Origin of the sequence: Flavobacterium fluviatile, assembly GCF_010645065.1 — a bacterium.
Classification (GTDB): domain Bacteria; phylum Bacteroidota; class Bacteroidia; order Flavobacteriales; family Flavobacteriaceae; genus Flavobacterium; species Flavobacterium fluviatile.
In genome coordinates this window covers 212,624-237,210 of sequence record NZ_JAADZW010000001.1, presented here as the reverse complement: position 1 = coordinate 237,210, position 24,587 = coordinate 212,624, and the positions used below count along the sequence as shown (strand labels likewise).

The window sequence follows — 24,587 nt, the reverse complement described above, 5'->3', positions numbered from 1 at the left end:
CAATTAATAATTAATAATTAACAATTATGAACACCCATAACGAAACAATTGGAAAATATCGCTGGACGATATGCGGACTATTATTCTTTGCGACGACTGTAAACTATTTGGACAGACAAGTTTTAAGCCTTTTGACTCCTAGCCTATCCGAAGAGTTTGGTTGGACGAACACAGACTATGCAAATATCACCGCTATTTTTCAATTTGTCTATGCCCTTTCTATGTTATTTGCGGGACGATTAATTGATAAAGTAGGAACCAAAGTTGGCTATCTATTAGCCATTGCAATTTGGTCGGTTGGAGCAATAATGCACGCTTATGCTATACCGATTGGAAATAGCTACAATACTATTATGTCTTGGGTCGGCATTGCAGCAGTACCCGCGTCTATAGTTGGATTTATGATTGCTCGATCATTCTTAGCCTTTGGTGAATCTGGAAACTTTCCAGCTGCCATTAAAGCTACAGCCGAATATTTTCCAAAAAAAGAACGTGCATTAGCTACTGGAATTTTTAATTCTGGTTCTAATGTAGGAGCCATATTAGCTCCATTAACGGTGCCATGGATTGCGCTTCATTGGGGTTGGGGAAGCGCATTCATCATCATTGGAGCTATAGGCTTTATTTGGATGATTTTTTGGTACTTTATGTATGAAAAACCAGAAAAACAAAAAAGATTATCACAAACAGAATTGGAATACATTTTAGAGGATGAGGCTGTTGAAACAAGTGTTGAAAAAGCTACTCCAAAAGAAAAAATTTCTTGGATTAAATTATTAACCTACAAACAAACTTGGGCTTTTGTATTCGGAAAATTTATGACCGATGGTATCTGGTGGTTTTTTTTGTTCTGGTTGCCAAAATACCTAGAAGCACAATTTGGATTAGTCAAAACAGATATTGCTTTACCATTAACAGCACTTTACAGTATGACAATGATAGGAAGCTTATACGGTGGTTATTTTCCGATGTATTTCATAAACAAAGGTTATAACGCTTATGAAGGTCGAATGAAAGCCATGTTTTTTATTGCATTATTCCCTTTAGTTGTACTATTAGCACAACCATTAGGACACATTAGCTATTGGATTCCTGTAATTCTTATTGGAATAGGTGCTTCAGCTCACCAAGCTTGGTCTGCAAATATTTTCACAACAGTATCGGATATGTTTCCTAAAAAAGCCATTGCTTCCATTATTGGTATTGGAGGAATGGCCGGAGGAATTGGAGGTGTTTTGGTCTCTAAATTAGGAGGTGCCCTTTTTGATTATTATGAAGGTTTGGGACACATACAAACTGGATACACCATCATGTTTGTAATGTGTGCTGTAGCGTATTTAGTGGCTTGGATAGTGATGAAAACCTTAGTTCCTAAATACAATCAAATTACCGACTTGTAATAGTTACTATCTTATAATTTAATAAAAATTAGTAAAAAAAATGAATGAAAATACCACAACAAGACTACTACTAACGGCACTCATTTTTATTCCTTTTTTGATGGTATCGCAAAGTAAAAAAGAGATACAAAATTTGCTAAGCAATAAGTCGCTTACGTACATGCCCGACTTTAGCTTTGCTGGTTATCACAACGGGGAAAAAGCAATTCCAACCACTTCTGAAACAATTATTTTTGCTACGGATTTTGGGGTTATTGCTAATGATGTTTTGGATGATTCTAAAGCATTGCTTTCTGCTATGGCTAAATGCGAAACTATAGCTGGTCCTGTTATTCTAGCACTACCTGCTGGAAAGATTATTCTAAGTTCAGTTCTCTATATCGAAAGAAGTAATTTCATCCTTCGTGGTGAAGGTGCTGATGAAAAAGGAACTGAAATTTATTGCCCACGACCGATGATGTATTTGGAAAATCCTGAATCTTTAACCGAATTACGGGAATATTTAGAAACTTTTCATAAAGTCCAAAAAGAAAAAGAAAACAACATCAACCTCCCCTTTTCACAATATGCTTGGTCAGGCGGAATGATTTGGACACAAGTTCCCGGTGAACGTGTGAAATCGTATTTGGAAAAATATGATCCAAAAATAAATGTTCTTGCCAAAATTAATTCAGGTAAAAGAGGCAAAACCATATTGACTGCTTCAGAAATTAAAAACCTAAAAGTAGGTGACATTGTAGAATTAGAACTTTTTAATAAAGAAGGAGAAAATGCCGATATCATCAAAGCTATGTACAACAATGCCGATATAAAAGCCGGTTCGCATCATTGGAAGTTCCCTTCGCTACCACTAGTGCGTCAACAAGTAGAAGTAGTAGAAATTAAGGGAGACAAAATAACGATAAAAGATCCCTTGCTATTAGATATAAAACCAAGTTACGCAGCACAATTAATTGAGTGGAAACATTTGACTGAAGTAGGAATCGAAAATCTAAAAATTACGATTCCAAATGCTCCAAGAGTGGCACACCATGTAGAACCAGGCTTTAACGGAATTTTTTTGACACGCGTCTATAATAGTTGGGTGAATAATGTGACCATTCATAATGCTGATAGTGGCATTCTAACAGAAGAAATCGCCAACACTACTATTCAGAATATAATTACAAAGGGTTCAAATGTCGCGCATTATACTGTTGCCTCGGGCGGTGTGCATAATGTATTGATAAAAAACTTAAAAGTATATAATGATGCGGTTCATCCCTTGAGTTTTAATACTTTTTCTACCAAAAATGTGTATCAAAATTGTACGGTTTACAAAAACCCAGTACTGGACCAACATTCGGGTGCTAATCATCAAAATTTATTTGATAATGTAACCGTTTATCTTGAACCTCTGGCTGATAATAGCTACCCTATTTTTGGCGGTGGCGGTGCTGACTATTGGAAACCTTCGCATGCTGCTTTCAGTACTTTTTGGAACTTAAATGTACAAGTGAAAAATTCTACTTCGAACAGTCCTATTTTGTTAAATGGTTTAAAAGACGGACCTTACGCCACACTTGCTGGTGTACATGGAAATACACCACTTAAAGTTTCCTATGAACCAAATGCGACTATTGTAGGCACCAATGAAGAATTTAATGAAATCCCTCCGCTTTATGACTACCAATTGAAGAAAAGGTTAGAATAAACTTTTTGGTAAAAAAAATAATTCCCGCAGCTTAATGAAATATTTTATACAAAAAACGTTTTTTATTCTTTCCTTTTTGGTTGTTTGCTCTACTTATGGACAGACAACCAAATATCGTTTTAAAAATTTTTCAGCAGCAGATGGTTTATCGCAAAGTTCCGTAATTGCTATCCATCAAGATAAGTTGGGACAAATGTGGTTTGGTACTAGAGATGGCTTGAATAAATTTGATGGAAGTAAATTTACCGTATATCGATATCATCCAACAGACGGTCTTTCCTTATCGAATAATGATATTTTAGCTATAACCGAAGATCATGAAGGCAAAATATGGGTCGGGACATATAACGGATTAAATATTTATGATCCTGTTAAAGATAGATTTACACGTTATTTTCATACCAATAACAAATATTCTTTAAGTAATAATGCGATTTGGTGTGTAACCGAAATTAAAGATAAAATGTGGATTGGTACTTCAAAAGGCCTCACCATCTTCGACAAAAAGACGAAAACCTTTAAAAACTATTTTCATCAACCTAACAATTCTAGTTCACTACCGAGTAACTTCATTTTAAGTATTACCACAACTCCAAAAGGCGCAATTTGGATTGGTACCTCAAAAGGATTGTGTGAGGTAATGGACATAAATGCAAAGACACTTCAATTCAAAACAAAGTTTGATGACGTTATTGAAAGTGTCTTTGTTCAAACAATTATTACCGATAAAAAAGGCAACTTATGGATCGGAACCAAAAATAAAGGGTTATTTAGGTTAGATGCAAAATCAAATGCCGTGACCACTTATCAAAAATTACCTGGTTATACCGAAATAGGTATGGACGTTCGAGCATTGACCATTGATCAACAGGGACGTTTATGGATTGGGAATTACAATGGTATTTCTATCATTGAAAATGATAAAACAGTTTACACCATAAGAAACAATGACAATCCTAAAATAGACAAAGTAAAATCACTTTATACTGATAAAAAAGGATCTGTCTGGATTGGAACCTATTATAAGGGAACCAATTTATGGGATATTTCTAATAATAATTTTACAAGTTTTAATCAAAGTAAAGGCGAATTTAAGTTAGGTTATGATGTGGTGAGTTCTATTACAAGCGATAATCATAATAATATTTATTTTGGAACAGAAGGTGGTGGCGTCACCGTTTACAATAAAATCTCAGGAAAAACTTCATATATTGAAAATAATACTGATATAAAAGCACTGCATTTTTCCAAAAATGGCATTTTATGGATGGGAACTTTTTCAAACGGAATCAGTGCTTACAATACCAAAACGAAGCATATTGTTACTAATTCCATAAGTGAACAACTTCAAAATATACTTAAAATTACTGGGGTCTACGCAATAAAAGAAGATAAAAATGGCATTTTATGGTTAGGTACATTTGGAAAAGGGTTGATTCGTTATGATTTAAGTACAAAATCTTTTCAAACGATCAGTACGACAAATTCAGCCAAAAATAGTCTTACTAGTAATCGCATCCGAACCATTTTGATTGATGCTAAAAAACAAATTTGGGTCGGTACTCAAAGCGGTTTAAATGTCCTAAGTACCACTAAAATGGGTAAAAAACACCAAGTAAAACATTACTTCTTTGATAACAATGTTTCTTCTGGGGATGATATTTTGACCCTGTTTACTGATAAGCAGGAAAATATTTGGGTAGGAACAAAAGCAAAAGGACTATTTATACTCAAAAAGAATCAATTTAAAAAAGTAGTTATAGATGCGAAAAACGGTAGTATCACCACCATTCATGCCATTTTACAAGATAACAATCAAAATCTTTGGCTGAGTACCAATCAAGGAATAATTAAATACCAAATTAGGACACAAAAAACTACCATTTACGACCAAAAGGACGGATTAGTTAGCAATGAGTTTAACGATAATGCTTGTTTACAAATTGGTAATAATGACTACTATTTTGGTGGACCGTCAGGAGTAACGTATTTTAACAGTCAAAAAATTGCATTGAATAATTTTGCTCCAAAGGTAATTGTTACCAATCTTACCATTCGAGATGAGTTGGTAACTACTAGCAGTGACAATGAAATTTTAGAAAAAAACATCTCCTATACAGATAAAATTACCTTGCCTTATGATAAAGCTAATTTTTCGATTTCGTTCTCAATGCCTAATTTTATTCGATCAAAAAATAACCAATACCGTTATCGATTATTGGGTCTTGAGGATTCTTGGATCACCACTAAAAATAATGAGGTATCCTTTGCCATCCAAAATGCCGGCAATTATGCACTTGAAATTATGGGTGCCAATAATGACGGCGTTTGGAATACTACGCCAACTGTATTGCGAATTGAAGTTACTCCTGCTCCATGGCGCAGTAATTGGGCGCTCCTCCTCTATTCTATATTGATTGTATTGTCTGTTTACGGTTTGATTTGGATTATGAAATCAAAAGATCAATTAAAACAAAAATTAGAATTCGAGTACATTGAAGCGGAGCGTATCAAAGAAAACAACTTGGCAAAATTGGAATTTTTTACCAATATTTCACACGAATTTCGTACACCACTTACTTTAATATCAGGTCCCTTACAACAAATTTTAGCCGATTACTCGGGCAGTAATGAAATGTACAAAAAACTACTAGTGATTGAAAGTAGCTCCAATCATTTACTGAACCTCATCAACCGTTTGATGGATTTTAGAAAATTAGAAAACAACCAATTCACCTTGGAGTCTGCTAAAGGGAATATTGTTAAGTTTACTCGTGAAATATTTTTGTCTTTTGAAGAATATGCAAAAGATGGCCACTACGACTTTAGTTTTGAAAGCAGTCACAAAGAAATCATAGTTTATTTTGATCGTTATAAACTAGAAAGAGTCGTTTTCAATCTGATTTCCAATGCATTCCGCTATACACCTAAAGGTGGAAAAATCAAGATTAGCTTACATAAAGAAAAAGATGGTGTCCGTTTGGATGTCGAAGATTCAGGAGTTGGAATTGCACCTGAACATATTTCTAAAATATTCGATTTGTTTTTTGAAGTCCCAATGCACAATCAGGTTAAAAACAATTACAATAAAGGAACGGGTATCGGACTTTCCATTGTTAAGAACATTGTAAAACTGCATCATGGAACCGTTTCAGTAGTTAATAAAGAAACCGAAGGAGTTGTTTTTTCTGTCGTGCTTCCGAAAGGGAAGAAACATCTTTCAGAAAGTGAAATAATCCAAGATTTCAAAATTAGTGATGACATCAGCCAATACACCTCTCAGCTAACCGTTCCTGCAGATGCTGTAGAACAAGATGATTTAAAAGATTTAATTATAGAAGAAGACAAGCCAACTATTCTGGTTGTAGAAGACCATAAAGAGTTGCGTTCTTTTATAAAAAATATTTTGAAAGAAGACTATAACATCATCACTGCAGATAACGGAAAATCAGCACTAAAAAAAGCGGTTATTTTTTTACCCACTGTAGTAGTTAGTGATGTAATTATGCCTGAAATGGTGGGTACAGAATTATGTGCCAAAATAAAAGAGAATCCACTAACTAGTCACATTCCTGTTATATTATTGACTTCACGTTCTTCTTTGATTTATAAATTTGAAGGATTAAACAGTGGTGCCGATGATTACATTAGCAAACCTTTTAATTTAATCGAATTCAAACTTCGTATTAAAAACATTATTGAGTCGTCTCAACGTTTAAAGGATAAATTCACCAAGGAAGATGCCTTTACTCCTACTGATGTTGTACTTACTTCAGTAGATGACGAACTCCTAAAAAAAGCTTTTAAAATAGTCGAAGAAAATATTGCCAACAACCAATTTGATATTCCACAGTTTTGTAGTGAACTTGGAGTCAGTAGAACGATGCTTTTCTTAAAAATTAAAACTTGGACCGATTGTACGCCAAATGAATTCATTCATGAAATAAGATTAAAAGCCGCTGCTCAACTTCTGGAGCAGCATAAAATAAATATCTCGCAAGTAAGCTATAAGGTAGGATTTAACAATCCTAAATACTTTAGTAAATGTTTCCAAAAAAAGTACGGAATAACCCCCAGCGAATATTCCGAAAAATTCTACTCCAATATTCTGTAAAACTTCTAAAGCCTTAAATTTAAAGGCTATTTTTTGCGATTTTGCACAATTGTATACCCTATTTTGGACTTTTAGAGATTTTTAGGACGTTACATTTGCCTTATGAAACTCAACAAAACAAAAATTTTTTTATTGCAATTACTTCTAACATTGCTCGTGATTTTTGAACTGCTGCTGTTTTTAAATTTATTTATTTAACCTAAAACCAAAATGAATGTTAGCAACCAAAAAAATTAAGAAAAAGCATTGGCTCTTGTTCGGACTCTTGTTTGTAATGGGAATTAATGTAAATGCGCAAGAACGCAAAATTACCGGAAAAGTCACCTCAAGCGAAGATGGCTTAGGTTTACCCGGAGCGAATGTATTAATTAAAGGAACCAGAATAGGTACCTCTACCGACCTTGATGGATCTTATGAATTGACAGTAAATGGTAAAATTACGTTAGAATTTAATTTCATCGGATTTGATACTAAAGATGTAGTTGTAGGCAATACTAATACTATTGATGTAGCTTTAAATTCAAGCGTTAATACGCTTAGTGAAATAGTTGTAGTAGGTTATGGTTCACAAAAGAAAAGTGATATAACTGGGTCTGTTTCCTCTGTAAAATCAGCAGAACTTACCGCCTATCCCGTTTTAAGTGCGGAGCAGGCCCTACAAGGTCGTTCTGCAGGGGTTTCTGTGCAATCTAATAATGGTGGTGAGCCTGGAGCTCCTATCAAAATTAGAATAAGAGGAGGAACATCCATAAATGCTAGTAGCGATGCACTGGTAGTAGTCGATGGATTCGTTGGTGGGACAATGCCACCTCCTGAGGATATAGCTTCTATGGAAATCTTAAAGGATGCGTCGGCAACAGCTATTTATGGTTCCAGAGGTTCAAATGGTGTAATTATGGTAACAACAAAAAAAGGAAAAGCAGGGAAACCGACGATTGAATTGAATACCTCTTATTCTTCGCAACAAGTAAACAATACCTTGGATGTTTTAAATGCTGATCAATTTGCTGCATATAGAGCAACTTATGTTCCGGGTTATGTTAAAGGATCAGCCGATACTAACTGGCAAGATGTTATTTACCGTGCTGGTGCAATCTCGAACACACAATTATCTTTTTCTGGAGGTTCCGATGATGTTAGGTATTATGTGTCGGCTAACTATTTCAATCAAGAAGGAGTTATTATTAATTCTGATTTAGAGCGTTATGCAATTACGAGTAACGTCGATTTCAAAATAAATGATAAGTTCAAAGCAGGAATCAATGTTTTTGGAAACAAAAGTAAAAGAAGCGGGGTATCTACACAAGCACAAACAGGTGGTACAGGTAATGCTGATGTGGTGTCTTCTGCCTACCGATTTGCACCCGATTTAGGAATTTATAAACAAGATGGTACCTATACTACCAATTCACTTGGAGACGATATTGACAATCCTTATGCATCGGCTATGGAAAGAGTAAACGAAACTACTTTTACAGCACACCGAACGAACTTCTATGCTGCTTATGAATTTATCAAAGGTTTGGAGTTTAAAACAACTTTTGGTTTAGATGCTACAAACTCTAAGTTAGGACAATTCATTCCGACGACTTTAATCGTTGGTGCTGGAGTTGGTGGTCAAGCTGAAATTACAGAAACAACACGTTCTACAATCTTATCAGAGAATTACTTAACATACAAAAAAGATATTGGCCTTGGATCATTGACTCTTTTAGGTGGGTATTCGTACCAAAAAAACAGAACCGAAGAATTATATGCAGGTTCCCAAGGATTTGTAACCAACAGTGTTTCGTACCACAATTTAGGAGCAGGATCTAATCCATTGATTCCTGGTTCGGAATTAACAGAGCAAGAATTAGCTTCTCTTTTTGGTCGTATCAATTACGATTATAATGACAAATACTTATTTACGTTCACGGCAAGAAGAGATGGTTCGTCTAACTTTAGCGAAAATAACAAATATGCCTTTTTCCCTTCTGGAGCAATTGGGTGGAATATGGGGAATGAAAATTTCTTAAAAGACAGTAAAATAATCTCTAACTTTAAATGGAGAGCCAGTTACGGAGCAACAGGGAACCCATCTATTGCACCTTACGGAACATTAGCACGTTTTTCGGAAACATACGCTGTAATTGGAGATCAAGTAACTAATGCAGTGGCAGTAACATCCTTAGCAAATGATGATTTGAAATGGGAAACCTCTTACCAAGCTGATTTTGGTGTTGACATTAGTTTTTTAGACAATAAAATCAACTTCACAGCTGATTATTATTCAATCATCACAAAAGATTTATTGTTCGCACGACCATTACCCGAATATGTTGGATTAGCTAACCCCTACCAAATTCAAAATGTGGGTGAATTAGAGAATAAAGGTTTTGAATTTGCATTAAATACAAAAAACATTACAAATGCTGATTTTAAATGGACTACGGATTTCAATATTTCATTTAATAAAAATAAAATCAACAAATTACCTAATGACGAAGATATCTTAATCGCTTCGGCTCCAGGTCATTTCTTGCAAAGTGATTCTCAAATTTTACGTGTTGGTGAGTCAGTTGGTTCTTTCTACGGTTATATTTATGACGGCGTGATTCAAGCAGGACAAACTATTCCTGTAGGCTATGAAAACAGCCCAGGTGGAGAGTTACTACGTGATGTTAATGAAGATGGAAAAATAAACTCAGATGATAAAACAATTATCGGTGATCCAACTCCTGATTTTATTGCTGGTTTCAACAATGATTTCAAATACAAAAACTTTGACATGAACATCTTTTTCCAAGCATCTGTTGGAGGTGATATTTTAAATTACACATTGCTTGAAATGGCTTCTGGAGATTCTAATGCAACAACAGAAGTATTGAATGCTTGGACACCAACCAATACAGATACCAATGTTCCGATGAATGCTCGTAGAGCAAAACGTATCACATCAAGATATGTATATGATGGAAGTTACATTCGTTTGAAAAATATCTCTTTTGGATATAATTTACCAACCGATTTTTTAAGTACTACAGGAATTGAAAAAATTAGAGTGTATGTAAGTGCTCAAAACTTATGGACACAAACTAAATATCCTGGAGCAGATCCTGAGGTAAACTACCAAAACAATAATAATGTAAGAAGTAATACCAACTTAGGGTTGGATTACGGAAGTTATCCAAATGTTAAAACATTTACTATGGGTATCAACTTTAAATTTTAATTGTAAAAAGAAATCAAAATGAAAAAAATAATTATATGCATATTTTCAGCGGCGCTACTGATAAGCTGTTCAGATTTAGAAGAAAATCCTGTAGGCATTTTAGCACCAAAATCATTCTTTAAAAGTCCTTCCGATGTACAAGCTGCCGTTAATGGTAGTTTTGCTTACATGGCATCTGAAAAATATTGGGGACGAAAATTAACCGTTTCACTTTTGTTAAGAGGTGACATGGCTGATATCGGTGATCAAACTACCTCTATTGCTCGTGTAGAAGTTAACAAATTTACCATGACGGATGAAAGTGCTATGGTGGCAAGCTTCTGGCCGCAATCATACGCTATTATTGGCGCTGCCAATCAAGCAATTGATGGTGCAAAAAGAGTCACTGGAAAAGAAGCGGAAATAAATGCAATTGCGGCACAAGCTTATTTTGCAAGAGCGTTCGCCTACTATAACTTAGTACGTCTGTTTGGAGCGATTCCTTATATTGATTTTGCAGTTTCTAATGTAAATGATGTAAATACTTTATCGAAAACACCTGAAAACGAAGTTTACAACAAAATCATTAGTGATTTACAATATGCAAAACAATGGTTACCTAACAAACAAAAAGTAAAATCTTTACCAACAAAAGGAACAGCGGCTGCATATTTAGCTTCTGTTTACTTAACTTTGGGTGATTTTCAAAATGCATATACAGAATCTAAATATGTAATTGATAATGAAACAACTTTTGGATTAGGTTTAGAAGCTGATTTTCAAGATTTATTTCGTTCGACCAAAACAGCTACTTTAAAAGAACCTTTATTCACCATAGATTTTATAGGTCAATCACGAGTGGGCGATTTAGGTCAAGATTATTTAGCCTCATTAACAGGTATAAGAGGTGACCAATCTCATAGTTATGGTGAAGGTTGGTCGGTAGCGGTTCCTACTCTTAAAGTTTTTAATGACTGGGATGCACGAGACTATAGAAGAGCAGTGAGTTTTGATACTACTGCCGTTAGAAATGGAAAAGTAGTCGATTATACCAAATTTACGTCAATGTCTTCTTTGGCTGTAAACAGACCTCATATTGCAAAATACAACCGTTATGCAGGTGTCGCTGGTTCAAACGGACGCGAATCTGATAACAATTATTTTATAATGCGTTATGCAGAAGTATTATTGATTGCTGCTGAAGCATTGAATGAAATTACTCCAGGTTCACCAGAAGCTACTGGTTATGTAAACCGTCTTTTACTTAGAGCAAGAAATAAAGGCGGAAAAATGAGTAACTTTCCAGTTGATGTTCCTGCAGGTCTTTCTCAAACTGATCTTAGAGCACGAATTCTTAATGAAAGAAGGTTGGAATTGGCTTTCGAATTTGGAAGATGGTTTGATATCAAACGTTTAAAGCTAGGATCAGAAGTATTTAGTCCTACAGGTAATGAACCACAGCCGAACTTTGATCCAAAAAGAGACTACTATTTTCCATTACCTGGTGATGAATTGAATAGAAATCCAAACTTATTGCCAAACAATGCTGGTTATTAAACGTTAATATTTATGATTAAACTTAGTTTAAGCAGTATAATTGTTTGCATGATAATGATTACATCATGTAAAAGCGAACGTACTTCTTTAGCCCCGTCAAGCGATTCGTCGCTTGACCGGCTATATGAAACCCGTTATGAATCACTAGTTAATTATCCTGTAGATTCCCTTAGCTTTCCTAGGGCTATGACCCCAACAACGGGCGTAATTAAAAAAGTCCCCTCTAAAGATTGGACCAGTGGATTTTTTGCTGGTAATCTCTGGCAATTGTATGCCTTAACAGGAAAAGATGCTTATAAAGAGAAAGCGATTGCTTGGACGGCATTTATCGAAAAAGAAAAACACAACGGCAAGACTCACGATATGGGTTTTAAAGTGTATTGCAGTTTCGGAACAGGAGCCAAATTAGATCCTAGCAAAAAAGCTGCTTATCAAAAGATTATAGTTGAAAGTGCAAATACCTTAATTACACGTTATAATAAAAAAGTAAAGGCCATCCGTTCCTGGGATTTTAATAAAGACATTTGGGAATTCCCAGTGATTATTGACAATATGTTAAATTTGGAATTGCTGTGTGAAGCATCGATTATTACAGGTGATACCAAGTATAAAGATATTGCCGTAAATCATGCCAACACTACTTTAAAGAATCACTTCAGACCAGACAATAGCACTTTTCACGTAGTCGTGTATGATACCATTACAGGAAAAGCCAAAGCCAAAGTTACGCATCAAGGCTTCAATGATGCTTCCTCTTGGGCTAGAGGTCAATCTTGGGCTGTTTACGGTTACACCATGATGTACCGTTACACCAAAAATCCTGCTTATCTGAAACAAGCAGAGGCGACAGCAAACTATTTTATAACCAACAAAAACATGCCGCAAGATGGCATTCCGTACTGGGATTTTATAGATCCAAAAATTCCAAATGCACCAAAAGACGTATCGGCTGCTACTTGTATGGCTTCAGGATTAGTAGAGTTGTACACCTATACTAAAAACAAAACATACTTAGCCTATGCTGAAAAAGTTGTAAAAACACTGAACAGCAAAAACTACATTTTAGATGCAACTGTAAAAGGCCCTTTTATCTTAGACCACAGTACTGGAAACTGGCCTAAAAATGATGAAATAGACGAACCAATTGTTTACGGAGATTATTATTTCCTAGAAACATTATTACGATTAAAATCGATTTAAACATGCCACTATCCAACCTCTCAAAAACAAAAAAATTTTATGTCGCTGTTGTTACTTTTCTAGTAGGATTTACTGCAAATGCGCAAACAAAAGACAGTCGAAAAACGACTAATTTAAACGCAAATTGGCAGTACGTCGAAAACAATACCGACCAATTGCAAAAGATCAATTCAACAGCAAATTGGCAAACAATCAATTTACCTCATACTTGGAACAGCGAAGATGTAACTGATTTAGAGCCAGGATACCGTCGCGGTGCAAGTTGGTACAAGAAAAACCTTCAAATTTCAAATATAAACGCTACAACGAACTATTATTTATACTTTGAGGGTGCCAATATTACCACAACTGTTTACATTAATAATAAAAAAGCAGGCACTCATATTGGTGGTTATATCGGTTTTAAAATTGATGCTACTTCATTTCTAAAAGAAGGAGCCAACGAAATAATCGTTCGTGTGGATAATAGTTATAATATTGAAATTATTCCTTCTCAAAAAAGTGACTTTTACATCTACGGCGGAATCACCAGAGACGTTTGGTTACTGGAAATGAATAAAACTCACATTGCCAACTTGAAAGTAAACACGCCAAATGTTAGTGCAAAAACAGCGACTATAAAATTAGATTTTAGTCTAAATGATTGGGATAAAAATTCAAATACAAGTTTAAAAGCAGTACTTAAAAATCCAAGTGGAAAAGTGGTTGCTTCTAAAACTGTCGTTGTCAAAGCAGCTGCTGCTACACTTACTTTTGATAATCTTAAAAACCCAATTCTGTGGGATACAGACAATCCGAATTTATATACCGTAGAAACTGCTCTTATAAAAAATAAAGAAGTAATTGATAACCTTACCGAAAAAGTAGGATTGCGTTGGTTCGAATTTAAAGATCATGGTTCTTTTTACCTTAACGGGAAGAGACTCTTAATTAGAGGAACACACCGTCATGAAGAACATGCTGGAGTTGGTGCGGCCATGTCAAACAAGCAGCACCGTGCCGATATGGAACAAATTAAAGAAATGGGGGCCAATTTTGTACGTTTGGCTCATTATCCGCAAGATCCAGAAGTGTACAAAGCTTGTGATGAACTTGGTTTATTAGTTTGGGATGAATTGCCATGGTGTCGTGGTGGTTTAGGAAACCAAACGTGGCAAACCAACGCTAAAAATATGTTGACAGAGATGATTCAACAAAACTATAACCATCCTAGTATTATCATTTGGTCGCTAGGTAATGAAATGAACTGGCTTCCCGATTTTGAAGATGGTGGCAATATCGAAAGAACCAATACTTTTTTGAAAGAGCTAAACAATCTTTCACATCAATTAGACCCAAGTCGTAAAACAGCTGTTAGAAAATATTACGAAGGTGCCGAAATTGTAGATGTGTTTTCTCCTTCTATCTGGTCAGGTTGGTATTCAGGAAGTTATAAAAGCTATCAAAAAGCGCTTGATATCTACAAAAAACAATACAAACATTTTATCCATGCTGAATACGGTGGTGATAGTCAAGTAGGGCGTCATACTGAAAAGCCTGTTACTGGAGAAGGTGTCATTCAAGCAGAAGGTTGGGAAGAAGCTATAGTACAAACACAAGTTGCCAATATTGCACAAATTGGTGATTGGAGCGAAAATTATATTGTTGATTTATTCGATTGGCACTTGCATGTTTCTGAAAATGATCCTGAATTTGTAGGGAACATTCAATGGGCTTTTAAAGATTTTGCCACTCCCCTACGCCCTGAAGATGATATCCCATATATGAATCAAAAAGGAATTATGGATCGTAACGGAAATCCCAAAGATGCTTATTATGTATTTAAAAGTTACTGGAGCACAACTCCTTTTGCATACATCGAATCACATACATGGACCGAAAGACAAGGTGAGAAAGGAAAACCTAGAACTTTAAGCGTGTATAGCAATTGCGATGAGATTACCTTTTATCAGAACGGAAAGTCCCTAGGAACTAAAAAAAGAGATTTAAAAGCGTTTCCAGCACAAGGGTTGAATTGGGAGGTTACTTTTGAAGCAGGCGCAAACAAATTGGTAGCAGAAGGAAAGAACAAAGACGGAAAAATAGTAAAAGATGAAATTACCGTAAACTACCGTTTTGAGAAAAATGAAGCTGCTGCAGGACTAACACTTTCTTCTGAAAAATTGGCCAACGGGAATTATTTGGTAACCGCAACAGCTATAGATCAAAATAATTTACGTTGTTTGGATTATGAAGAGCGCATCTATTTTCAATGTTTAAAAGGTGGTAAAACCCTTAAAAACCAAGGAACACCTACTGGAACAGAAGCCATCAAAATGGCAAACGGAAAAGCTGCAATTGAGGTAACACCTGATGACACTAGTACCCCTATTGAAATGACCGTTCTAAATCAAAATTTTAAAGGATCGTATTTAAAAATTAATCCGTAAAAAACAATTATTCGTATGTTTTTTTTAACAAGAAAATACTATTAACAAATTTATGGGTTCTGTCACATCTATCAGAATCAAATATAAGAATATCACTATTTAAAAATTATCTCGCCGATTTTCGGAATGATTTAAAACATAGATATCTCTGTCCTAATCATCTGATTCTTTCTAAGCATATGCACAACTTCAATTCCACTCAATTTACTTTTTACCGATTCAAAACTTTTAAATCATAATCCGTTTTGTATGCGCCAATTGATAAAACGATGATCCTGTTCTAAAATATTGTTGAGATATTTACACTGCCGGATTTTAATTTTTGAGAACGAACGCTTGTTTTAGACTTTGATAGCTGCCCTGCTTCTATCACGATACTTTTATACTAGACGGTTCTATATAAGGGATTAACGTTAAATTATTATTTTGCAAAATAAAATATGAGGTTATTCAAGTTATAAAAATATAAAAAATAACGGGGAAAAATATAAACTCGTGCAGATGTGCAGGGTTTTGGGCAGATGGAAAAATAATGGGACACTAGAAAAAAAACTGCAAATAATTTCCCTAAAGAAAAAAATTTCTGAAATATTTGCCAGTTCCGAGAAACGTTATTGGATCAGGGAAATCACCCGGGAACTTAACAGGCTTGAATGCAGTATAAAAGAGAGTAGAGCTAACTTCAATTTTGCCACAAAACGCTATGGCGGTTAAAATAAACTTTATAATGAAAGAAGCTGTTTTTCATTGTATAATATTCTTGAGTAATTAGCTTTGAATAAGAGTTTGGTACAACACATTTCCAATATCGGCAAAAAAGCATTTATTACTAAATATTTTTAGCTTATATTGCCGATAACGGAATCATATTTAAAAACATGAAGTATCTTTCGGTAGTTGAATTTGCAAAAAAACTGAATCTCTCTGAAAGGACGGTTCGTAATTATTGTTCTACAGGAAAATTAAAAGGGTCGTTCCTAACCGGTAAAACGTGGAATATTCCCGAAGATGCCGTAATTTCAAAAAAAAAAAAAAGAAAGTACAAATGTTTTATTGGAAACTCTGAAAGAACAAAAGAATATGAAGCTAAAAGGTGGTATTTACCACCGCACGCAGATAGATTTAACTTACAATTCGAATAAAATTGAAGGTAGCAGGCTAAGCCATGATCAAACGAGATATATTTTTGAAACCAATACAATTGGAGCATCTAAAGAAAGTGTAAATGTAGATGACATTATTGAAACTTCTAACCACTTTAGATGCATTGATTTTATTATTGAAAGAGCAAATAACAAGCTTACCGAATCCATCATTAAAGAACTCCATTTTTTATTAAAGTCCGGAACTTCTGATAGTGGAAAAGATTAGTTTAATGTAGGGGAATACAAAAGAATGCCAAATGAAGTGGGGGGCAATGAGACCTGTCCGCCTAAAGAAGTTTCTCAAAAGATGAAAGAACTATTGTCGGATTACAATGCCATAAAAAATAAAAGTATCGAAGACATTATCGATTTTCATTATAAATTTGAAATTATACATCCTTTTCAGGATGGAAACGGCCGTGTAGGGAGATTAATCATTTTTAAGGAATGTCTGGCCAACAATATAGTCCCATTTATAATAGATGAACAGCTGAAACTATTTTATTACAGGGGACTTCAGGAATGGAATAATGTAAAAGAATACCTAATGGACACATGTCTCACTGCTCAGGATACTTACAAATCAATACTAAATTATTTCGAGATAGAATACAGGTAAAAAACAGGACAAAACAATCAATTTGACAAGAAAAACAATTAAATTTACCGCCAAAAGAATTACGGAAACAAAAAACAAAATAACCTATTAAAAATCAAAACATTAATACTTAAAAATTAACAGTTTTATTTTTATGGCAAAATCGTGGCAATACCAGTTTTAAAATAAACAAAACGCAGCAAATAAGCGGGCTTCCAGACTTAAGTTCGAATCCTGCTCTCCCCACGGAAAGGCCGAAAAGCCGGAAAACTTAAAGTTTTCAATCTTTTCAAAAAGCCATAAAAAATGTCTGAAGACCTGCAAATTCAACGATTTGCGGGTCTTTTTCGTTTAAAGCCTATTTTCAATATTTATAAAAGCTCACAAAATTAAAGGTGCAGAATCGGTGCACTTTCAGGCGCAGAGAAAAGTGCACCAGAAACAGCAAAAATCCCTTATTTCACAGGGGTTAACGAGATTAACGACTTGATTTGGCAGTAATATTATTCTACATTTATTAATTTAAAAAGTAGGATTATGTTGGAAAGCAGTTTTGGTTTGGGATTCTTTTTAAAAAGACCCAAAATAGAAAGTAAAGAATGGATCGTATATTTCAGAATAACTGTTGACGGTATCCGCAAGGAAAGCTCAACAAAGAGAAAATGGGATAATACGCGATGGGATCAAAGGTTTGAAAGAGCAGTCGGCTCAAAGGAAGATGCAAAGTCAATAAACTTCTTTTTGGATGCTCTGACTTTAAAAATCAATGAAATCAAAACCGAAATGATGTACAGCGGCAAACTTATAACCGCTGAGAAAATTATGGACGAGGTTCTGGGACGGACAGCGCCAAAGATTAAGGTGCTGGAAGAATTTCAAAAGCATAATGATGAAATGAAGGCGCTTCTTGGAAGAGGATATGCCAAAGGTACTCTCGACAGATTTACAATCACTAAAAACCATTTAACAGCATTTATCAGATTCAAACTTAAAAAGGAGGATGTTGAATTTGCAGATTTGAATCTCGAATTTGTGAAGGACTTTGAGTTCTACCTTAGAACAGTACGCGACTGCAGCAACAACACCACTCTTAAATACATTGCAAATTTCAAGAAGATTGTGATCCGCGCCATTGATAAGGAATTAATCACCAAAGACCCTTTTAAGAACTTTAAGGGACGTAAAACAAAACTGGTAAAAAAACCCCTTACCGCTCAGGAATTGCATGAACTGGAAAGGCATTATTTCACAACCGACAGACTCAATGTGGTAAGGGATGTATTCGTTTTTCAATGCTACACCGGACTGGCTTACATAGATGCCTATCAATTGAAGAAAACGGATATAAAAGAAGGCATTGACGGCAATTTATGGATTATGTCCGAAAGACAGAAGACAAATTCTACCACTAATGTACCGCTACTTCCTCAGGCACTTCAGATAGTTGAAAAATATAAAGAGCACCCGCTGTGTCTCCAGCGCGGAACTGTACTTCCTGTATCATCGAATCAGAAAATGAATGAGTACCTGAAAGAGATTGCGGTCTTGTGCGGATTTCCTTTTACATTAAATACCCACATAGCACGCCGCACTTTTGGAAGCACAGTCACACTCAACAACAATGTTCCTATAAACGTAGTTAAAGAACTGCTCGGCCATGCATCAGTGAAGCAGACCGAAGCGTATGCCATTACAGAACAGAAAACAATTGGCCGCGAAATGTCAATTCTAAATAAAAAGCTGAACAAAAACGCTTCAAAGATTTCAAAACAAGATTTAGCGGTTCTCGGAAGACTTGAAAAAGAAATCCAGGCAATCAAAAAGAAATACAGTATAACTTCTTGAAACTTTCTTCCAGTTGGCAATTAAAATCAAAAAGGCTATCTCAAAATTGCTGAGATAGCCTCTTTTTATATAGTTTAACTTCGCTTTTATAACCCGGATGATAAGACGGGCTGTATTTAATATAACCTAAATCCTGCAGCTGTTTAAAATATTTGTGATAAGTGGGTAGTGTATTTACATGCGCCATTTCCATTATCTTACTTCGGCTGACTTGTATCGTCCTTCCTTGCCCCTGTCTGTAACCCAACCCTAATATTGCCGTTAAAATTGACAAATGCCAGACATTAAGCTTTGGGTCAGCAATATAAACTGAAAGATATTTCATGATATTGCTATCTTTTAATTTCTTAGTCTTTTTCATCAATAAAAAGTTTTTGAATATCTTCTCTATTGTAATAATAGGATCCAAGCACTTTCTTAAAACGTACTTTTTGTGATGTTCTAAGATTTTGAACAGATCCGGCAGAAATGTCGAGCATCTTGCGGACAGCCTTACTCTTCAGCCACTCAGGTTCTCTTACAATATTTTCTGCATTAAAAGCTTCTGCAACCGCATTACGGATTGTATCGGTCATTAACAGTCCAAACTGCCTTAAATCATCTTTTGTTATAAATTCTTCCATAAAATACCAGCTTAAATCCTTACAAAAAAATAAATCATATACTTAAAAAAGATCTTTCTGTTTCCAAAAAAATTGCAACAAAGCTTATTCCAGATAAAAATAAACACTGCTTCTTTTATTCTTATTCTTTGTCGGGACATAAATAAGATAACCGTAATCATCTAATTCGCGCATGCATTTATGATAAGTTTTTGGAGATACGACCTTAGCGATAACCTGGATTTCAATACTGTATGCCTGTATTGGATTTATAAAATTCCTGCTTGCGCGAAATTCAAGCAGGGCCGCAAAAATTGCAATGTGAGTTGTGCTGATCCTGAAGTCATTTTCAATTGCCTTAAAAAATCCCGATAAAAGCTTAAGGTTTTCCATAACTGTACATGTGTTGGAAAAATCACATATGATGAGATTTTTTTGCTGTCTGAGTCTCAATATTCTGCCGCGGTTTCAGCGGGCTAATTTTACAGCCGTTTTTAATTTCCGCCAAACTAAGTTTCTGCATCCTGTCGTTATAAAAATTCAAGGTTTTAAAGCGTGGATTTGCTTCCAAAAAAACTTTCATTTCTCTCCCCTGTATCATAAGAACAACTTCTTCCCTCCTGCCCTTTTTCAAAGAATCGGCCAAGGATTCGAATGTCTCATAGTCATCATTTTTAAGAGGAACAGTCCGTAAAGCATTGCTCACATTGTATCCATACGCATCTGGAAATTCATGCATCCGATAATTGTCATTAAGATCCCTGTCGTTGAAGTTAAACTGTTTCCAGGTTCCGCTTTTTAGAACTGCTCTTCCTGCAAGCATTTCGTATGCTTCTGCAGCGCTGAAGCTCTCAGGTTTTTCATTCTTAAAGTAATGTGTACAGCGGCTGGATGGCGATGAATCTGTATGAAGAATTGATCTAAATCCATCAAATTGGTAGGCCCCTTGCGCATCTTTTACAAATTGCAGGGAATGTTCAAGCCGCTCATTTTCTGAGATGTGATAAGAAACAGGAACAGTAAAATTTAACAGCTGTTCCTGCATATTCGCCAATACTTTGCCATAAGCCTCATGAAAACCGCATTTTATCAGCTGTTCCTCTAAAGTTTTCTTGTTTAATTCCAGACCTCTAAGATAATCCCGCTTATCTATCCTTTGAAAAGCGACAGCACTAAGCGCTTCATTTACAAGCCTAACAATGATATTGGGATAAACTTGATGCTTCAATTTATTATATTCATGCTTCAAAAACCTGAGAGTTATTTTTTCATCTACAGCTTTCGTCTTTTCATATTTAAAAAGTAGCATCTTAAAAAATTTCAGTTTCTCTATGCCAAAAGAGCGTTCTATATTAGGGCTGTTCTGAAATAAAAATTTTAATTTTTCTTCCTTGGACTGCCAGACTTTTATCTCATTTTCTACTCGATTGTTTTCAGAAGACATAACTCAGTTTTAATTTATTTAAGCACCTTAAACCGATCTGCCCGTTTTTTTTGAACGGGAATTACTTTTTTTTTCTTTCTGAGAGGTCTCATCGGAATTGTCAGCCAAGTCTGCGCTCTTTCCTTTGGTCTGCGACTGCTTCTCGTTCTTGCTTTCACGGTCATTTATTCTCTGCAGAGAAGAATCATAAACCTTAATAGTCTTAAACTGCGGATTAGCTTCCACAAACTGTTTCCTCTCCTCTCCTCCTACAACAAAAGTTACGGACTGCAGATTGCCTTTTTTCAGAGAGTTCATCAGATCTTCCTTGTACTGCGGTGTCAGCAGTTCTTTTATAGAATGCTTTTCCAGCGAAGCTTCCAGATCATATCCATAGTTCTGATGATAATGCTGCAATTTGAAATTTCCACGGTCGTCACTTTCTTTGAAGTCCATACGAATCCAGCAATTATAGGCTTCACCGTCCTTATTCTTTAAATCCTTATTGACCGATCTGCCCTCCATCAAATTATACGCCTCTTTGAGAGTGATGCTGGTATTATCATTATTAATATAAAAAGTCTGTTCCAATCCCGGCTTATTATCCTCTTTCTGGAGATTAACCTGATAGCTATTGAAAAAATACATATCGCTCTGGTCGGATTTTTTAAAATTCAGTTCAACGGTTACTGTATCTTTGTTAGAGACACCATTGTTCATAATACCTGTATGCATCAATTTAAAATCCTTATCCCCTTTCTGGATATTCTCTCTTAATTCAGCATCAAAAGTTTCTCCGAATCCAGTATATTTTAACTGGTCTTTCAGATACTGTACATTTTTCTCGTTCATGATATTCACATTTAAAATTAGTACTGATTATAAGTTACCCAGTATTTCAAGATTTACCAGGTGCCTATTTTTTATATTAAGTTCAAGATTCCTGCCTCCATTTTTCTCAAAGACCTGCATTGTGAATTTCTTCTTTTCTGGTATCGTAAATTTAGATATAGCAAATACTACTGTAGTTTCTGATTTGTCGGAAATCCTGCTAAATTCTCCGGTGCATAAAAGCGGTGTCAGTTCTATTTCCTGAGCTGCAGTTCTTTTGGATTTTTTCTGGTCTCGGATAAAAAAACGAAGCTGATCCACATCGTAATTAATTCTGGAATCATTCCCTAAAAACACTCTGAAATACATCACATCCTGATGAATAAAAATGCCGTCAACCTTAAACTCAATTTCTGCATTTTTTGAGCCCAGTCCGCTTACCTTATTTTTCTTGGATAAAGCAAGCAGTGCATATTCTTTTATTTCTTTCTGGTTTTCGTTCTCAAGGGAAAACAGCAGCGATTTATCCTCGCCAATTCGTAATCGTGCATCCACATTTAATGTAGGACACAGATCATCAAAATTTAAAATGAAACTGTAAAGATTGCCGTCAGATGTTACAACAGTCAGGTTAGTCTGCGGAAAATTCTGCTTTCCAGCTTTAAGAAGCAGTATATTTTCCACTCCTTTAGCTTTCTGCACCAGAACATCACGGCTTCCGATATCCAGGCTTTTTACCGCATACGGAAATAAAATGCTGGTGGTTTTTGAATAGCTAAGCTGTATATTATTAAATTCGGCTTTAGCATCATACTGTGCAGAAACTGAAAAACCAGCCAGAAAAATAAATGTGATAATTAGTGTCTTTAAATTTTTCATTTTCTTTTAGTTTAAAGTTATTGTTCATTCTTTTCTTTTTCATCGTAGAGAAGCACTTTGTAACCTGCCTTGACTGCTACTTTTATCAGCTTAACTTTCCTGCTTAAAAGTGATTTGGCTGCCTCCACTCCCATTCCTGCCGCCTGAGCTCCCCAAGAATCACTGACTCCTACCAGTCCAATACTCTGCATGGACCTGTCAGCGGATGCTTTTGCTACATCCCTGTTTATAGTTCCAGGAATGTAAATGCCTTTAATGCCGTCTATATCAAAGACGGATAGTTCAACCGGGAAAATGGAATTCTGGTATTTTATGGTATTGATCTTTATTTCAAGCCTTTCTCCCTTAAGTGACGCTGTCCCAAAAACGAAACTGTTTTTTGGAATTAGTACGCCATTGATAAAAACGTCACTTGCAAGTCTGATTTTTACAATAGAACCGTTGACAATCGTCTGCGTTTCATGAACAGCTGCCTCAACTGCGTTCTGATTTTGTTCATCGTTGATTTCACCATCAAGCGAATAAAATGAATTTGCTGACTGCTCATAATTTACTTTGTTTGTCTGAAGAGAGCTCAGGTTTTGCTCTTCAGCTTTTCTGCTCACTGAAAAAACTTTTCCTTTTTGAAGCTTTGAGTTCTGACGCAGTTTTTCCTGTACACGTTCTGGATGCTGGATATCCAGAATATTTTCCAGCATGCCGCCAAGCTGGGCAAGTTCAGGATCAGGCTCAGAAGGCGCACTCATGGCTGCCATGAGCTGTTCAAGATTTTTCAACTCGGCTGATTCACCGTGAGGCATTTTCTGGTACTGAAATTCCCTCATATCCTGACCGCTCTGATATTCTTTTGGAGGCTCCGCAATAGCTTTCTGGAGCGCTTCAAGTTTCTGGTACATCTTCTTTTCATTATCTGGTTTTAGATAGTCTGTTTTCAGTCCGTTTTGTTTATCATTCCATGCAACCTCATCCGTATCAAAAAAACGTTTTGATTCAAGATTATCATTATCTTCCGCACCAACCGAATAATTAGGATCTTTCTTTTTTTGTTCCTGCAGTTTTATCGAATCAATTGATGCCTGGTCATAATAGCTCATTTTATCCAAACTGGAATCTTCCTTTAGTTTTGGATTTGGAAGCAGCATATTAAATCCTTTTTTTTTAGTTCCTGAAATTGGATTTTCTGTTCCCTTGCCTCCTCCAAGCACCCAGAACAGCATGGTTATAAATGGAAGAACAAGCAGTGGAAGAACCAGCATCATACTGCGATTCTTTTTCTCTCTGGCTGAAAGTGTTTTATGTTCCATAATCTTATTTTTTATAGTTAGATGAATTAGTTGACTTGAGCTTCGGACTGATGCTAAAATCTTCAGCGTTGGAATTTTGATTTTTAGACAAATCGGTTAAGTCTGCTTCATTTATCACACTGTCAATATATCTGCTGAGGTTGGATCTCTCAGCATATTTGTTAAATGGCAGATCCAGAGAATGCATATGGCCTCCCTTATCACTATAAGCAGGCTTAAGCACTTTTACTGCATCAATGCTCATTGATTTTTGACTTTCTGACAGAAAACCGCTCAATGCGTTATAAACACATAAAATCGTTCCAAGGGCCGCAAAAATGATTACTGAAAACTTAAGCTGTGAATTTGAAAGGTCTCTAGTCAGCCTATTCATT

General features: G+C 35.5%; 19 protein-coding genes. 11 read left to right on the top strand and 8 right to left on the bottom strand.

The features are described from left to right. The first annotated feature begins 26 nt into the window (after positions 1-26). The 11 genes from GXM17_RS00850 (at position 27) to GXM17_RS00810 (ending at position 19,174) form a co-directional block, all read left to right on the top strand. A complete protein-coding gene (locus GXM17_RS00850; protein ID WP_163397401.1) occupies positions 27-1,400 on the top strand; it encodes an MFS transporter in 1,374 nt (457 codons plus the stop codon). Positions 1,401-1,440: 40 nt separating this feature from the next. Next, positions 1,441-3,093, top strand: a complete 1,653-nt coding sequence (locus GXM17_RS00845; RefSeq protein ID WP_244307299.1) for a right-handed parallel beta-helix repeat-containing protein — start codon at positions 1,441-1,443, stop codon at positions 3,091-3,093. 34 nt (positions 3,094-3,127) lie between these two features. Beyond that, entirely contained in the window at positions 3,128-7,207 is a 4,080-nt protein-coding gene (locus GXM17_RS00840) for a hybrid sensor histidine kinase/response regulator transcription factor (RefSeq protein ID WP_163397400.1), read from the top strand. 214 nt (positions 7,208-7,421) lie between these two features. Further along, positions 7,422-10,421, top strand: a complete 3,000-nt coding sequence (locus tag GXM17_RS00835) for a SusC/RagA family TonB-linked outer membrane protein (RefSeq protein ID WP_163397399.1) — start codon at positions 7,422-7,424, stop codon at positions 10,419-10,421. Positions 10,422-10,439: 18 nt separating this feature from the next. Next, complete coding sequence (locus tag GXM17_RS00830; protein ID WP_163397398.1) at positions 10,440-11,957, top strand: RagB/SusD family nutrient uptake outer membrane protein; 1,518 nt, start codon at positions 10,440-10,442, stop codon at positions 11,955-11,957. A 12-nt stretch (positions 11,958-11,969) separates the two neighbouring features. After that, positions 11,970-13,157: a glycoside hydrolase family 88 protein gene (locus tag GXM17_RS00825; RefSeq protein WP_163397397.1), complete on the top strand. Its 1,188-nt coding sequence runs from the start codon at positions 11,970-11,972 to the stop codon at positions 13,155-13,157. Positions 13,158-13,159: 2 nt separating this feature from the next. Continuing rightward, complete coding sequence (locus GXM17_RS00820; RefSeq protein WP_163397396.1) at positions 13,160-15,586, top strand: glycoside hydrolase family 2 protein; 2,427 nt, start codon at positions 13,160-13,162, stop codon at positions 15,584-15,586. Positions 15,587-16,464: 878 nt separating this feature from the next. After that, positions 16,465-16,728: a helix-turn-helix domain-containing protein gene (locus GXM17_RS21620; protein WP_208796400.1), complete on the top strand. Its 264-nt coding sequence runs from the start codon at positions 16,465-16,467 to the stop codon at positions 16,726-16,728. Continuing rightward, on the top strand, positions 16,667-16,957 hold the full coding sequence (locus GXM17_RS21730; protein WP_244307298.1) for a Fic family protein: 291 nt from the start codon (positions 16,667-16,669) through the stop codon (positions 16,955-16,957). Before GXM17_RS21620 ends, GXM17_RS21730 begins: the two co-directional genes overlap by 62 nt. A 24-nt stretch (positions 16,958-16,981) precedes the next feature. Further along, the gene (locus tag GXM17_RS21725) at positions 16,982-17,350 is read left to right on the top strand and encodes a Fic family protein (protein ID WP_280115288.1); all 369 of its coding nucleotides are present in this window, start codon (positions 16,982-16,984) and stop codon (positions 17,348-17,350) included. A 516-nt stretch (positions 17,351-17,866) separates the two neighbouring features. Continuing rightward, entirely contained in the window at positions 17,867-19,174 is a 1,308-nt protein-coding gene (locus GXM17_RS00810; RefSeq protein WP_163397395.1) for a site-specific integrase, read from the top strand. 40 nt (positions 19,175-19,214) lie between these two features. Here the strand turns inward: GXM17_RS00810 and GXM17_RS00805 are convergent, their stop codons facing one another. The 8 genes from GXM17_RS00805 to GXM17_RS00770 form a co-directional block, all read right to left on the bottom strand. Next, positions 19,215-19,535 carry a hypothetical protein gene (locus tag GXM17_RS00805; protein WP_208796399.1) on the bottom strand — a complete coding sequence of 107 codons (321 nt, stop codon included), beginning with the start codon at positions 19,533-19,535 and terminating at the stop codon, positions 19,215-19,217. Next, on the bottom strand, positions 19,522-19,797 hold the full coding sequence (locus GXM17_RS00800) for a helix-turn-helix domain-containing protein (protein WP_163397394.1): 276 nt from the start codon (positions 19,795-19,797) through the stop codon (positions 19,522-19,524). Before GXM17_RS00800 ends, GXM17_RS00805 begins: the two co-directional genes overlap by 14 nt. Positions 19,798-19,881: 84 nt before the next feature. Continuing rightward, positions 19,882-20,169, bottom strand: coding sequence for a hypothetical protein (locus tag GXM17_RS00795; protein WP_163397393.1), 288 nt, complete (start codon positions 20,167-20,169; stop codon positions 19,882-19,884). 22 nt (positions 20,170-20,191) lie between these two features. After that, positions 20,192-21,220, bottom strand: a complete 1,029-nt coding sequence (locus tag GXM17_RS00790; RefSeq protein ID WP_163397392.1) for a hypothetical protein — start codon at positions 21,218-21,220, stop codon at positions 20,192-20,194. A 27-nt stretch (positions 21,221-21,247) separates the two neighbouring features. Further along, positions 21,248-22,051: a hypothetical protein gene (locus GXM17_RS00785; RefSeq protein WP_244307297.1), complete on the bottom strand. Its 804-nt coding sequence runs from the start codon at positions 22,049-22,051 to the stop codon at positions 21,248-21,250. A 27-nt stretch (positions 22,052-22,078) separates the two neighbouring features. After that, positions 22,079-22,909, bottom strand: coding sequence for a conjugative transposon protein TraN (gene traN / locus GXM17_RS00780; protein WP_163397391.1), 831 nt, complete (start codon positions 22,907-22,909; stop codon positions 22,079-22,081). 17 nt (positions 22,910-22,926) lie between these two features. Next, a complete protein-coding gene (gene traM, locus GXM17_RS00775) occupies positions 22,927-24,213 on the bottom strand; it encodes a conjugative transposon protein TraM (RefSeq protein WP_163397390.1) in 1,287 nt (428 codons plus the stop codon). A 4-nt stretch (positions 24,214-24,217) separates the two neighbouring features. Next, a complete protein-coding gene (locus tag GXM17_RS00770; protein WP_163397389.1) occupies positions 24,218-24,586 on the bottom strand; it encodes a hypothetical protein in 369 nt (122 codons plus the stop codon). Position 24,587: the final 1 nt, after the last annotated feature.